Annotated in this window: 4 protein-coding genes (1 of these 4 only partly in view); all 4 read right to left on the bottom strand. The window is 62.6% G+C overall.

From position 1 onward, the window contains the following. Positions 1 to 635: 635 nt before the first annotated feature. Positions 636 to 803, bottom strand: a complete 168-nt coding sequence (locus AB4O09_RS10495; protein ID WP_155499102.1) for a nucleoid-structuring protein H-NS — start codon at positions 801 to 803, stop codon at positions 636 to 638. A 245-nt stretch (positions 804 to 1,048) separates the two neighbouring features. Further along, positions 1,049 to 3,523: a TonB-dependent siderophore receptor gene (locus AB4O09_RS10490; protein ID WP_033028134.1), complete on the bottom strand. Its 2,475-nt coding sequence runs from the start codon at positions 3,521 to 3,523 to the stop codon at positions 1,049 to 1,051. Positions 3,524 to 3,954: 431 nt separating this feature from the next. After that, entirely contained in the window at positions 3,955 to 7,176 is a 3,222-nt protein-coding gene (locus tag AB4O09_RS10485; protein ID WP_460108161.1) for a non-ribosomal peptide synthetase, read from the bottom strand. Continuing rightward, positions 7,173 to 15,854 carry the 3' portion of a non-ribosomal peptide synthase/polyketide synthase gene (locus AB4O09_RS10480; protein ID WP_460108159.1) on the bottom strand. Its footprint extends 5,037 nt past the window's final position, so only the last 8,682 of its 13,719 coding nucleotides appear in the window; its start codon lies beyond the right edge, outside the window — the gene reads right to left on this strand; its stop codon occupies positions 7,173 to 7,175. The genes AB4O09_RS10485 and AB4O09_RS10480 overlap by 4 nt, the downstream gene beginning before the upstream one ends.

The following is a 15,854-nucleotide window of genomic DNA, read 5'->3' as shown; positions in this document are numbered from 1 at the left end:
AGCCAACATCACAGCAAACTGATCCACCGCTTTCGCGAGCAAGCTCGCTCCCACATGGGGCTGGCGGGTGTTCACAGCATCTGCACACGACACAAAAAACCTGTGGGAGCGGGCTTGCTCGCGAAGGCGTCGGCACAGCCAACATCACTGCAAACTGACCCTCCGCTTTCGCGAGCAAGCCCGCTCCCACATGGGGTTGGCGGGTGTTCACAGCATCTGCACACGACACAAAAAACCTGTGGGAGCGGGCTTGCTCGCGAAGGCGTCGGCTCAGCCAACATCACAGCAAACTGATCCACCGCTTTCGCGAGCAGGCTCGCTCCCACATGGGGCTGGCGGGTGTTCACAGCATCTGCACACGACACAAAAAACCTGTGGGAGCGGGCTTGCTCGCGAAGGCGTCGGCACAGCCAACATCACCGAAAACTGACCCTCCGCTTTCGCGAGCAAGCCCGCTCCCACATGGGGTTGGCGGGTGTTCACAGCATCTGCACACGACACAAAAAACCTGTGGGAGCGAGCCTGCTCGCGATGACGCCAGCACAGCCAACATCACTGCAAACTGAACCACCGCTTTCGCGAGCAAGCCCGCTCCCACAGGAGAAACGCGGTCTCACCAAGAACCAGGCCGGCTGTTAGGCCGCCTCGCGGTGGACGTTGATCTCAGGCGCCCCGTTAACCACGCTGGCCGAACGCAGGTATTGCGTAGTGGGCACCTCGGCATGGATGCCGAGGTAGCCGCGCTGGGCAATGGATGGCCCTTCGCGGCGGGCCCACGGAGCAATGCCGGAGTGAGGGCACACCGAGCCTAAGCGAGGTGCCGAGTGGTGGGGCAAAAGCGCTTTGGTTACTTTCGCCTGGGCCGGCATTCCGGCTTTTCGAAAGTGACCCGCTGTAAGAGCGGAACCGCCAGTAGCCACTACCGAAGAAACGGATATGCCCCCTCCCCACGCCCAAAAAAAACGGCGCCTCCCAATTCCTGAAAGAAGCGCCGTTTTTCCAAGTGAACAACATTACGCACAAGACGTTTTTCTAGTTCTCGCGCAAATCAGAACTGCGGTTTGTAAGTCACGCTGAACATCAGATTGCGCGGATCACCAAAGTTGTTGTTGCCATTGAGCTGGTTGTAAGCGGACGTTATGTACGTCTTGTCAAACAGGTTGTTGGCATTGACCGCCAAAGCGATTTCCGGCGTCAGCTGATAGCCGACACGGGCGTTCCATACGGTGTAACCCGGGATTTCACGATCATAGTCGTAAACCATCGTGTGGCTTTGGGTGGTGAAGCCCAAGCCGGTGCTGACACGGCTCCAGTCGCCAGTGAGCTGGTAGTTGCCCCACACCCGCAGCATGTGTTTCGGCGTCCAGGTGCTGTAGATGCTGCCTTCATTGCTCGGATCCTCCAGGTACTTGGTGGTGTTGTAGGTGTAACCCGCAAACAACTGCAGATTGTCCATCACTTCACCACTGATTTCGGCGTCGATCCCCTGGCTACGCACTTTGCCTGAGGCTACCGAGCAACCCGAGCCACCACACCCCGAACCGCCGTCGTTGATCGCACGGTTCTCATGGTCGTAGCGGAAGACAGCCAGGGAGGTATTGACCCGACCATCCATCAATTCGCCCTTGAGGCCGACTTCATAGTTGCTGCCGACTATCGGCTTGAGCACCGAACCGCCGGCGTCCCGATTGGTCTGCGGCTGGAACACGTCGGTATAACTGGCATACACGGCCCATTCACGGCTCAGGTCATAGATGATACCGCCGTAGGGCGTGACCACTCCGGTTTCAGTTCCGGTGCTTGGCGTGTTGGTGACAATGCCGTTGGCCGCGGTTTCGGTTTTCGACTTGTAGCTGAAGTCATACCAACTGACCCGGGAACCCAGCACCAGCGTCAAGTCGTCGACCGGCTTGACGCGCCAGGTGCCGTACACACCTTTCTGGCGGATATCGTATTTGCTGAGGGTACCCTGGCCGCCCGGGCTATTGATCAAACTTTCATAGCTGATGTCCGGACGATCATTGTTCAGATCGAAGATGGAGTCGCTGGTGTTGTTGAAGGTACGGGCATAGCGATCATCCGTCTCCAACTGAGAGAAGTTGCCGCCCAGCATGACTTCCTGCTCCATCGACAAGGCTTCGAACTTGCCAGTCAGGTTCATGTCCAGACCAGCCTTCGTGGACTGGAAATCGGTCACGAAGTCGGCATATTGCACGCCACTGCCATCCGCCAAGAGACCACCACCCCTTTGGACTCGCTGGTTTTTCGCCTGGTTGTCTTCGGTCATGTACACGGCACCGACCTTGAAGGCCCAGCCATCGTTGAAGCGATGCTCCAGATCGGTGTAATAGGTGGTGACATCGATTTCTGACCGGTTCCAGCGCGCGCCCGTATAGGTCGAACGCGACACGTCCGGCATCGAACCGTCAGCGTAGCGTGGCAAGCCACGGATATTGCCGCGCGATTCGCCGTTGGATTGGCTGACCGCGAAGCCCAGGGTGGTGTCTTCGTTCAGGTCGACGTCCAGCGCGCCGTACAGCGAATGGGTCTTGCTCCACGCATGGTCGACGAACGAGTTGCTCTGGTCTTCGTCGACGACGATGCGGCCGCGAATGTTGCCGGCCTGGTTCAGCGGGCCGCCGGCGTCCAATTGCAGGCCGTAGTGATCCCAGGAGCCGGCCTTGCCGGTCAAGGTCACGGTGGGTGCGTTCTGGCCACGCTTGCGCACCAGGTTGACGGCACCACCGGGGCTGCCAGTGCCTTGCAGCAGGCCGGAGGCGCCGCGCATGATTTCCAGGCGGTCGAAGAAGATCAGGTCCTGGGTCGCCCAGTTGCCCAGCGAATAGGTGTTACGCGGGATCGGCACACCGTCGTACTGCCAGTCGTCGATCTGGAAACCGCGGGACGACAGGATCATGCCCTGGCCGACGCCCTGCAGGCCGACGATGCCGGTGGTCTGGTTGACGGCGTCCTTGAGGCTGACCAGGTTCTGGTCATCCATCTGCTTGCGCGTCATCACGGTGATCGACTGGGGAATTTCCTTGAGGGTGTGGGTGCCCTTGCCGATGGTCACGGCGTTACTGGTGTATGAGTTGCTGCCTTCGGTGGTAGCGCCCACCGATTCTGCACTGATGGTGGTCGCGCCCAGCTCGAGGCCTTCACCGGCAGAACCGCGCACCAGCATCAAGGTATTGCCCTCGACGCTGTAACGCACGCCAGTGCCCTTGAGCAATTCGGCAATGGCCGTCTGCGGGCTCATCTTGCCGCTGACGCGGGTGCTCCTCAGGCCGGCCATATCAGCAGCGTTGTAGATCACTTGCTGGTTGGTCTGCTGACCGAACGCTTGCAGTGCCTGCGGCAGCGGTTGCGCAGGAATGTTGATGCTGACGTCTTCAGCCATCACCTGAGCGCTGAGGGGCAGTACGCAGACCAACCCCAGACCGGCCAACACACGCCGCGAACGCAGGCCGCGGGACATGACGAGTGCCTTGAACAGAGGTTTCAACTCATGAATGGATGACATCGTGCTCTCTATTATTGGTAGAAGTAAAAGTCCATGGGGCCGAAGGGCCCGCCGCTCGCCAGCACACGTGAACCCGCACGGTCGATTGCCCCAAGGCAATGTCAGTGCATGGCCGACCGGCCCCTCCCCGGGCACGGTCATCTGGCTGGACGACGGCGAAATCTTTGCTGGACAAACCCGGTGCCTGGACGTCCTGCCCGACCCGATTTGCCCACATACCTAAGTAAGACGCAGCACTTGGCAAAAACCGGAATGAGTTTATTTATCATTCGCGAAAAAGATTAAAAAAAAGGCCGTCGCTGTTGGGCGACGGCCTTTTGTTTCGTGTGATCCGATCGTTCCCACGCTCCGCGTGGGAATGCCGCCTGGGACGCTCCGCGTTCCATTTCTGGGAATCGCTGTTGGGCGACGGCCTTTTGTTTCGTGTGATGTCAGTTGCTTTGCGCAGCCCTGGCGGCTTGCAGCTGCCGAGCCTGTTCGGTCAGGCGGAGCTTTTCCTCGGGGCTCATCGCTTCCATGCGCAGGCGGACCTGGGCCATTTTCTCCAGTTGCCCCGGACTGCTCTCTAGCGCCCGCAAGGCCAGTGCCAGCGACGCCACGGTCGGATGATCGAAGACCAGGCCCGGATGAATTTCGCACTGCAACAACTTGCGAATACCGGCCACCAACTTGATCACCAGCAACGAATGACCTCCGGCGGCGAAGAAGTCGCGATCGATGCCCAATCGCTCCAGCCCCAGCAACTGCGCCATGCGTGCGGCGAGCAATTGCTCCAGCGCATCGCGCGGCGCGGCGTCTTTGTCATCCGTTGCCGCACCCGCCAACTGCTGCAACGCCTTGCGATCGATCTTGCCGTTGACCAATCGCGGGAAAGCTTCGATCAGCTGCATGTGCTGGGGCACCATCACGCTGGGCAGGCGGGCGCTCAACCCGGCACGGGCGGCGTCCAACACGCCCGTCGCGCTACCCGGCGGCGCCACGATAAAGGCCAACAGTCCCTGCTCGACCGACGCCGCCGGCAGCACCAGGGCTTCGGCCACCTGCGGCATGCGCAGAAGCACCGCCTCGATCTCCGCCAGTTCAATACGGAACCCGCGCACCTTGACCTGCTGATCACGCCGACCGTACAGCTGGATCGCCCCATTCGGGTGATACCGCGCCAGGTCGCCGGTGCGATATAACCGCTGCGCCGGATCAAATGGACTCTGAATGAACGTCTGCTCATCGGCCTCGGCATGCAGATAGCCCCGGCACAACTGCGCGCCGCCCAGGTACACCTCACCCAGCACGCCCACCGGCGCCAAGCGCAGATCGGCGTCCAGCAGGTAAACCTGGTTGTTGCCCAGCACCTGAGTCAGCGCCGCACAATCGCCGGCGGCGCCGTGCAGTGACAACGGATGAATCATCACCCCCACCGTGGCTTCGGTCGGCCCATAGTGGTTGAACACGCGGCAATCGCTGCGCAACCGGGCGATGCGCTCGATCAACGTCGCTGGGATCGGCTCGCCGCCCAGAATCAGCGTAAGCGGCAGTGTCGCCTGCTCACTGTCGAGCAGCGCCGCAAGGTGCGACGGCACGATTTTCAGGCAGTCGATCCGTTGCTGCTGCACGTACTGGGCAAACAACGCGCCGTCCTGCATCTGCTCATCGCTGGCCACATGCAGGGTGGCGCCATTGAACAATGCACCAAACAACGTCGTGTTGCCCAAATCTGCCGCCACGGTGGAACTGAAACCGACGTTTTTGCACTGCGCAAGCCCCAGGGCCTGACTGGCCTGGGCGGTGTAGTTGAGCAATTGCCGATGCTCGATCACCACGCCTTTGGGCACGCCGGTGGAGCCAGATGTAAACAACACATAGGCAATGTCGTTGCCTTTGGTGGCGAGCACCGGCAAGGGCGCTGCCGACTGACTGAGTTCAGCCAATGTCAGCGCCTTGTACGGCTGCCCCTGCCAGGTCGGCAGATGCGTCGCATCGGTGAGCAACATCGCCGCGTCGGCCTGTTCCAGCATCAACGCCTGACGCGCCTGGGGCCACTGCACATCCAGGGGCAGATACGCCGCCCCTATGCGCCAGCTCGCCAGCATTGCAATCACCAGTTCCACCGAACGCGGCAACGCCAGCGCGACAATCGACCCCTGGCCCAGACCTTGGTCCTTGAGGCCCTGCGCCACACGGTCGACCCGGGCTTGCAACTGGCCATAGCTCAAGTGCTGATGGGCGTCGGTCAGGGCGATGGCGTCCGGTGTACGAATCGCCAGCTCGGCGATGCGCTGCGGCAGATAACGGCCATCCGCCAATGCCTGCATCGGCGGATTGATCGCCCGCAAGCGCTGCTCCTCGCTGCGACTGAGCAAATTGAGCTGCGCCAGTGCGGTTTGCGGGGCGGCAAGGATCGACGCCAACAGCACGCCGTACTGTTCCAGCACGACGCTGGCCGAGGCGAGCGAATAACGCGAACTGACGTAAGACAGATTGACCGCGGCAAGCCGCTGGGCATCGTCCAATTGAACCTGTAACAGCAACTCGAACGCATCGGCCTGCACAAGCATTGGCTCCGGCGCCCAGTTCAGGTCGCCACTGCTCCTGGCACCGCTCGCCTGCCCCAGGGTAAAGCCGTAGACCGGGCGTGCGTCAGGCGCCAGGTCCGGGGTCCAGTATTCCTGCCAGGTGCGATGGGCTTCGAGGCCCGCCGCCAGTTCGCTCAACCACTCGCTGAACGCCACGCTGGCGGGCAACGAAACGCAAAGCGGCAGGGTTTTCTCGAACACGCCCACGGCATTGGCGAAGTATTCATAGTCGCCACGGCTGTCATGGCGCACACCGACCAGCGCCTGCTCAAGCCCGCTCAAACGTCCCAGCAACACCCACCACGCGCCTTGCAGCAGCGTGGCAAGCGGCTGGCCGAGCTGCTTGGCCAGACGGTACAACGCGTCACGCTGGGCAGGTTCCAGTGTCAGCGACACGCACCTGTCGCCTGCACCGGTCTCATTGCCGGCGCTGCGTGCGGCCAGCCACGGCGTGGCGATGTCCGTCTGCACGCCGTGCAGGTGCTGCTGCCAGTAGGTGCGTCCGGTGGCGGCATCTTCATCCAGCACCACCTCACTGCGCCACTCCAGGTATTGGGTGAACTCGCCCGGCGCGTCTTCCACTCCCTGGATCCCGGCGCAGGCCTGCTGCACCTGCTCAAGCAGCAGATTCAGGGATTGCCCATCGGCACTATAGCGGGCGATGCCCAGCACCAGTTGCCATTGCCGTGGCGCCAGACGATAAAGCCCGGCCTGGAGGCTTTCCGATTCGCCGAGCACAAAAGCGCGACCCATCGAATCCTTGATCTGCGCCTGGATGTCCTCGGCCCGTTGCTCGCCGGCCTGTACCGTCAGCGGGAAGCGAACGGCGCTGGCGGCGGCCTGACGCCAACCGTGGAAACCGGCGACTTTGCCCAGCCGCGCCAAGAGCATCGGCTGCTGCGCCAGCAGCGTATCGAACGCGACCTGCAAGCGCTGCGGATCGAGATCACCGTCGATCACCACGTTCAGCCAGCGCAACGCCTCGCCACAGGTCGCCGTGGGCGACAGTTGTTCGAGCAGCATTTGTTGCTCGGGCGTCAGCGGGAAACTCGGGTCCTGTTGATCCATCGTTACTTCGTTCATGCTCCGGTTTCCTCCAGATTGCGCCTGCCCTGAATCGCGGGCCCGGCACTGGCCGGGTTGTCCAGCGCGTTACGGTCGTACATATCGCCCATGGCTACCACGATCTTGCGCGGGCCCTCGAACGGGTCGCGGGCGTGGGCCACCAGCATGTTGTCCAGCAGGATCACATCACCTTTTTGCCAGTCGAAACGCACCGCGCAGGCTTCATACAACTCACCGATACGCGCCATCACCTCGTCCTCAATCGGTGTGCCGTCGCCGTAATACACATGCCGAGGCATGCGCTCCAGGCCGAACATCGACAACAGGTCCTCCCGCACATCCGGGTCCAACCAATAGATGTGATGCAATTGCACCTGGTTGAAGAACGACTTCTCTCCGGTGATCGGGTGCGTGATGATCGCGGGCCCCGGTGTGCGGGTCTGCAACTCGTCGTTATCGAGCCAGCGCCATTGGATGCCGCCCGCCCGACAGCGGGCCTCCACTTCAAGGTGGTCTTCGGTCTTGAAGAAGTGCTGCCACGACACGTCGAGTTTGTCGGTGAAGGTGCGTACGTACAGCAACCCTTTGTCTTCGAACTTCTCGCGAAGGTCCGCCGGTAATCGTTCATACATCAACCGGCAATCCACCACCGGGGTCGCGCCGCCTACCGGTGCGGCTTGCTCGCAATAGAACATCTGCTTGCGCGGCCAGCGGTCCTGATGGGAGCTTTCGTTGTGGAACAGGATCATCTTGCGCTCGGGGTACGGCGTGGAACGGTAGGTGTTCTTGCCGCCTTCTTTCTTCGGCAGGTCGCCGTACTGACCATAAAGCCCTGGCTGTACCGCTTCGGCGAAGGCTTCAAAACCCTGGATACCGTCCAGCTCGAAACCGCGGAACAGAATGCCCGCATGCTCGGCCAGCTTTTGCTCGATCAGTGGCCGGTTCTGCTGGATCCACTCGATGACATCCAGATGGGGCTCGCCCGGCTCCAGCATCAAGGGAAAGCGCTGCGGTGCAGCCACCAGTGATTCACCCACCCGCGCCGCACGAGGCTTGGCGAGGGGTGTCACGGAACGCTTGAGAAACTTGCCCAGTTTGTCGGCCTTGGGCCCCGGGACGGTGGCAGGCGTGACGGCCGCCGCCATGTTGTCGACTGGCATGCTGATAGCTCCCAATTGAATGTCCTGATCAGCGACGATCTGTTCCAACAGGGCTGTCCAGGCCTGAATCAGGTGCTGGATGCGCTCATGTCCGAACAAGGTTGTGGCGAATTGCCAATTACCGCGCAATTGCCCTTCTTCTTCGTCAACGAACAACGCCATATCGAATTTAGAATGGGTCTCGAGCGCCGGCAGCAATTCCACGCTCAACCCGGTCATGGAGCGGGTGCGCACCGGCACGTTGTTCATCACGAACAACACCTGGAGCAACGGGTTCATGCCCTTGTGTCGCGGTACGCCCGAGGCTTCGACAATCTGGTCGAACGGCAAGTCCTGATGCTCCAGGGCGCCGAGCAGGTTGTCCTGGGTCTGCCCCAGGAAGCGCGAGAACGTGGCCGCGGCGTCGAAGCGCGAACGCAGGGGCAGTACGTTGACGAAGAAACCGATCAGCCGCTCCAGCTCAGGCTGTTCACGACCTGCCACGTCGGCCCCGACCACCAGGTCTTGCGCGTCGCAGAGCCGATGCAACAACACCTGGAAGGACGCCAGCAGCGTGCTGTACAGCGTGACACCGGCCTCGCTGGCTAACCGGCGCAAGGCCCCGCTCAGCGCGGTGGAAAGCCGGAACTGCAGCGCATCGCCGTCGTAGGACGCCGTCTGGCCCCGGGGGCTGCTCAGCGGCAAGTCCAGGCGCCCTTCGTAGCCGCCGAGCCGGTGTTTCCAGTACTCGGCCTGGCGCGCCAGCACGCCCTGCTCCTCCAGCGCCTGTTGCCACAGCGCGAAGTCATGGTACTGAACCTCCAGGGGTGGCAGCGGCATCGGTTCACCCTTGAGGGATGCCTCGTAGACCTGCACCAGTTCGTTGATCAACAGCCCCATCGACCAACCATCGGAGATGATGTGGTGCATGGCGTACAGCAACACGTGCTCCGTCGGCCCCAGGCGCAGGATCCGCCCGCGCAACAGCGGTGCCTGTTCCAGGTCGATGGGGATGCGCGCGTTTTCCAGCGTCGCTCGGGCCACCTGTTCCTGCTGGGCACTGGGCGACAGGCCAGCGAGGTCGATCACCGGGAAGTCCAGTTGCACCTCATCGGCAATCAGCGCCAGCGGATCGCCTTCTTCGTCCTGGACATACGCGGTGCGCAGTACGTCATGACGGCGAGCCACGTCGGCAAAGCTGCTCATCAGGTGCGCCATCGACAATTCGCCGCACAGGCGTAGCGCCATGGGCATGCCATAGGCCGACGTACCGCCGGACAATTGTTCGGCGATCCACAAACGTCGCTGCACCAACGACAGCGGTGCCGAACGTCGCGGCCCATGGGCCTTGAGCCGGACTTCATGGGAATCGCCCGCCCGGACCGGTTCATCGGCAGTGCCAGCCATCAGGACCGCCAGCGCCTTGAGCTGTGGATGATTGAACAAGTCACGCAGGCTCAGCGGATAACCTGTCAGCTTGCGCAAACGCGAGACCGCCTGGGTTGCCAGCAAGGAGTGGCCGCCGCGTTCGAAGAAATGGTCGTTACGGCCGACCTGCTCCACTTCCAGCACCTCTTGCCAGATACCGGCGATCTGTTGCTCCAGTTCGCTGACGGGCGCCTCGTAACCGCTTTGCGACAACCCGGTCTCCACCGCCGGCAAGGCCTTGCGGTCGAGCTTGCCGTTGGGGGTCAGGGGCAATTGTTCGAGGAACAGCAGGTGCGCCGGGATCATGTAGTCCGGCAGGTGTTCGCGCAGGGCGGCCTTGAGTTCATCGCGCAGGGCGCGTTGGGCTTCGGTGGCATTCAGGTTCAGCGTCGGGACGACCACGTAGGCCACCAGTTGCTGACCGCCCGGGACGTCCTGGGCCAGGACCGCGACGTCACGCACCTCGGGCTGTTGCAGCAGCCGCGATTCGATTTCTCCCAGTTCGATACGGAAGCCGCGGATCTTCACTTGATGGTCGATACGGCCCTGGTATTCGAGCACGCCATCGGCGCGGTAACGGCTCAGGTCACCGGTGCGGTACAGGCGTTCGCCGGTTGTGGAGAACGGATTGGGCACGTATTTTTCGGCGGTCATCGCCGCGCGGCCGAGGTAACCACGGGTGATGCCCGCGCCGCTCAGGTACAGCTCCGCCGAGACGCCTTGGGGCACTGGTTGCAGGTCGGCGTCGAGCAGGTAGCTGGCGGTGTGTTTGAGAGGCCGGCCGATGTTCGCCGTGCCGCCGGCGGTGCGGCGGGTCCAGGTGGAATAGGTGGTGTCTTCGGATGGACCGTAGAGGTCGTAGACATGCGCTATCCCTTGTGGGAGCGAGCCTGTGGAAGCAAAACCTGCAAGAGTAGAACCTGCAAGAGCACTACCTGTGGAAGCAAGGCCTGTGGGAGCAAAGCTTGCTCGCGATGGCGGTAGGTCAGTCACACATGGGCCAGCCGATAGGATGCTATCGCGAGCAAGCTTTGCTCCCACAGGCACTGACTCCACAGGCTCTGCTGCCACAAGCTCAATCCCACAGGGGGAATTCTGGTACAGCGCGTCCACCAGGCTTTGCTTCAGTGGCTCTCCAGCCAGGTTGATGATGCGCACACTGGCCGGAATCTCATCGCTGCGCAGCAACGCGGCAATCGCCGAGGGCACGGTGTTGATCAGGCGCACCTGATCCCGGGCCGGCAGGTGCGGCAGTTCCAGGGCATTGCGCGCGATGATCAGCGAGCCACCGTTGGCCAAGGTCACGAACAACTCCCACACCGACAGATCGAAGCACACCGAAGTCGAAGCCAACACACCCTGAATGTCATCGCGGCTGTAGACGGATTTGGACCAGTCGATCAGCGCCAGCACGTTGCGATGGGCAATCGCCACGCCCTTGGGCTTGCCGGTGGAGCCGGAGGTGTAGATGACGTAGGCGAGGTTGTCTGGCGTGACGCTGCTGTGCGGTGCGCTCAATGGATAGCGTGAAAGATCGAGCTGGTCGAGCATCAGCACGGCGGTTTCAGCCGGCACGCTCAGCGTCGCCGCCACCGCCTGTTCGGTCAGCAACACCCGCGCACAACTGTCGTCGAGCATGTAGGCCACGCGCTCAACCGGGTAATCCGGGTCCAGCGGCACGTAGGCGCCACCGGCCTTGAGCACTGCCAGCAAAGCGATCAGCAGGTGTTCGGAGCGCGGCATCGCCACGCCGACGCGCACTTCCGGGCCTACACCCAGTTCGATGAGTTTATGGGCCAGGCGATTGGCGCGACCGTCGAGCTCGCTGTAGCTCAGTTGGGTGTTGGCGAAGGTCACCGCCAGGGCATCTGGCATGGCTTCAACTTGACGAGCAATCATCTGGTGGATGCACAGCCCTTGGTCGAACGGCGCGTCCACCGGGTTCCAGTCATGGGTCAGGCGTTGATGTTCATCGAACGCCAGCATCGACAGTTCACCCAGGCAACGCTCGCCGCCATCGGTCATCTGTCCCAGCAACTGAGCCAGATGGGCCGCCAGCCGTTGCACCGTGTCCGCCGAGAAACTCGCCTGCTGGTAGCTCATGTGCACCGACAGTTGCCGTTCCAATCCCACCAACAGCGTCAACGGGTAGCTGGTCTGCTCCTGGGTGAGCGGCGGACCAAAGCGCAAACCTTCCGGCGCGCCCTGCTCCAGGGCCTGGGCAATCGGATAGTTTTCGAACACCAACAGGCTGTCGAACAGCGCTTCCCCGCCCTGCCCGGCCCAGCGCTGGATGTCCAGCAACGCTGTGTGCTCGAATTCGCGCAGCGCCAGGTTTTGCGCCTGCACCGCTTGCAGCCAACTGTCCAGGGACTGCCCGGCCTGTGGGCTGGCGATCACCGGCAAGGTGTTGATGAACAGGCCGATCTGCTGCTCGATGCCCGGCAGATCCGCCGGACGACCGGCCACCGTCGCGCCAAAAGCCACGGTGTCTTTGCCGGTGTAACGCTGCAACAGCAGCAGCCACGCGGCCTGCACCAGCGTGTTGACGGTGACTTTCGAGGCACGGGCGAAGGCTTCCAGACGCCGGGTCAGCGTCTCGTCCAGGACCTGCACATGGTCGCCATAACCGGTGCCGGCCTGGGCCGGTGGTGCAATGACATCGGCCAGCCGCGTCGGGGCCTCCAAGCGTTGCAGCACAGGCGTCCAGAACGCTTCGCTGGCCACCGCATCCTGGCGTTGCAGCCAGGCGATGTAGTCCCGGTAGCGGCTGCCCGATGCGACGACAGGTTGGCCGCTGTAGCGTTGCAGCACTTCGCCGAGTAATTGCGAGTTGCTCCAGCCGTCCATCAGGATGTGATGGCAGGTGTAGATCAAGTGGTAGCGGTCCTCTGCCACGCGTGTCACCACCAGGCGCAGCAAGGGCGCCGCCTCCAGTTCGAAACCCTGCTGGCGCTGCGCCAGGGCAAGGGAGTGGAGGTCCTGGGACAGTTGCGCACTGGCGCGCCAGTCATGGAACAGGAAGGCAACGTCCAGCTGTTTGTGCACGACCTGCAGGGCACGCTTGAACTCACCTTCCCAGACGAAACTGCTGCGCAGCACTTCATGGGCGTCCATGGCCGCCTGCCAGGCCTGGCGGAAGCGCTCGACGTCCAACCCTTCGACATCCACCCGCAGCTGATTGATGTAGCTGCCGGCCTGTTGCTCATACAACGTATGGAACAGCATGCCTTGCTGCATGGGCGACAACGGATAAATGTCTTCGACTTGCCGGGGCGCCAGTGGCAACGCGTCCAGCTCAGCCTGGGTCAACCCGGCCAGCGGGAAGTCCGACGGCGTGAAGCCTTGGTGCGGTGCCTGGCAGCAGTGCTCGATCAGGGCCTGCAACTCTCGGCCATAGTCCAGGGCCAGCGTCTGGATCGTCGATTCGTCGAACATCTGCGTGCTGAACGTCCAGTCGATACTCAGTTCGCCGGCGTAGACACTGCCATTGAGGGTCAACCAGTTGTCCAGCGGCGCCAGCGGGCTCTGTGGTGCGCCCGCCGATTCGCTGGCCGGGATAAACAAGCCATCGGCATCATCGGCGAATGCGCTGTCGAACTGGCCCAGGTAGTTGAAGGTAATGCGTGGCACAGGCAACGCCTGGAGGGTACGACGGGTCTGCTCATCCCCCAGGTAGCGCAGCGCACCGAATCCGAGCCCTTTGTCGGGTATCGCCCGCAATTGCTCCTTGATCGCCTTGAGCGAATCCCCTGCGGTGACGGCCGGGGTCAAGCGTACCGGGAACAGGCTGGTGAACCAGCCGACGCTACGACTCAGATCCAGATCATCGAACAACGCCTCACGGCCGTGCCCCTCCAGCTGAATCAAGGTCGAGGCGTCGCCGGACCAGCGGCCAATCACCCGGGCCAGAGCCGTCAACAACAGATCGTTGACCTGGGTTCGGTAGGCCGCCGGCGCTTGCTGCAAGAGTTGTCGGGTCTGGTTTTTATCCAGCCGCGTCTGAACCTGCGCCCCATGGCACCTGCGCAGTTCGCCCTCGGGCCGGTCGCAAGGCAAATCGGCGCGAGCGTCCTGCAGTTGCCCTTGCCAATAGGCTATTTGAGCCTGTAACGCCGCACTGCCGGCATGCCCCTGCAACCGTTGCGCCCAAGCCTGGGTGGCACTGGTCTTGGCGGGCAGTTTCAGGGCCTGGCCGGCCTGCAGTTGTTGATAAGCCTGTTGCAGGTCTTCCAGCAGAATGCGCCACGACACTCCGTCTACCACCAAGTGATGGATCACCAGCAACAGCCGCTGGCTGCCATCGGCCAGGCTCGCCAAGACCCCGCGCAACAGTGCGCCGTTCTGCAGTTCGAGACTGCGCTGGGCTTGTTCGGCCAACCGTTCAAGCGCCGCAGCATCTGCCACCTCGGCGGTCCACAACAGCGGTGAGCGTTGCCAAAGCCCCTGTTGCTCGGCGAGGCTTTGATGGCGAGCGGTCCAGGCGTCGTTCTCACGGGTGAAGGCCAGGCGCAAGGCATCGTGGTGGGCAACCAATGCCTGCAACGCCTGCTCCAGATGAGCGGCGTCCACTGGCCGTTGCCCCTTGAGCAGCACCGATTGGTTCCAGTGATGCGGCTCGGCCATGTCCTGTTCGAAAAACAGTTGCTGGAACGGCAGCAACACCGCGTCGCCCGTCACCGGGCCCTGGTCGATGCCCGGGCCGCTGTCCCCCTGGTTCGCCACGCTGGCGAGGCCCTGGATGGTCTGGTGGACGAACAGATCCTTGGGACTGAAATGAATCCCGGCCTGCCGCGCCCGGCTGACCATCTGGATCGAGATAATCGAATCGCCCCCCAGCTCGAAGAAGTTGTCACCCACCCCCACTTGCTCGCGTCCGAGCACGCTTTGCCAGATCGCGGCCAGGGTCTGTTCGAGGGCGGTGATCGGTGCGATGTAAGCCTTGGGGCTGGCGCTGATATCGGCTTTGGGCAGTGCCTTGCGTTCCAGTTTGCCGTTGGGGCTGACGGGCATTTTTTCCAGCCACACCCAGTGCTGCGGCACCATGTAGTCGGGCAAGGACTGGCTCAAATGGTCCTTGAGGCGACCTTGCAGCGCCTGGCGGACGGTGTCTTCGGCGCTCAGCAGTTCAGCGCGGGCTGGCACCAGGTAGGCCACCAGCAAGGTGCCGTCCTGGGCGATGACGACGGTTTCGCGCACCTCGGCGTGCTCGGCCAGGCGCACTTCGATTTCCCCCAGCTCAATGCGCAGGCCACGGATTTTCACCTGATGGTCCATGCGCCCGGCGTATTCAATCACGCCATCGGTGCGATAGCGCGCCAGGTCACCGGTGCGATACAGCCGCTGCCCCGTGCCGAAGGGGCCGGTCACGAAGCGTTCGGCGGTCAGCGCCGCGCGTCGATGGTAACCCCGGGCCAGGCCCTCGCCCGCCAGGTACAGCTCGCCCGTCACACCGACCGGCACCGGCGACAATTCATCGTCCAGGATGTAAGTACCCAGGTTGGCAATCGGCTGGCCGATCGGCACGCTGTCGCGACCGTCCTGGACACAGGTCCAATGGGTGACGTCGATGGCTGCCTCGGTCGGACCGTAGAGGTTGTACAGGCTGGCGTTCGGCAGTTTGGCGAACACCTGCTGCTGCGCATCCACCGGCAGGGCTTCGCCGCTGCACACGATCCGCTTCAGGCTGGTGCATTGGGCCACGTGTGGGTCTTGCACAAACGCCTGCAACATCGACGGCACGAAGTGCAACGTGGTGATGCGCTGCGCGGTGATCAGCTCGATCAGTTGCGTCGGGTCGCGATGAGCGCCCGGCGCGGCCACCACCAGCGTCGCGCCGGTCAGCAGCGGCCAGAAGAACTCCCACACCGATACGTCGAAACTGAAAGGCGTTTTTTGCAGCACGCTGTCCGTGGCATCGAGCCCATAGGCCTGCTGCATCCAGCACAGCCGATTGACCAGGGCCGAATGACGATTGCCCGCGCCCTTGGGCTTGCCGGTGGAACCGGAGGTGTAGATCACGTAGGCCAGGTTTTCAGCGTCAACGTCGACGCACGGATTGGCATCGCGACCTGCTTGCAGCCCGTCCTCGGGCTGATCCAGCACCAGACAGCGAATGGCCTCCGGAAC

The sequence above is a fragment of the Pseudomonas sp. H1_F01 genome (genome assembly GCF_054681425.1).
The sequence above is the reverse complement of the archived record's forward strand: the minus strand, read 5'-3'. Positions and strand labels throughout refer to the sequence as shown.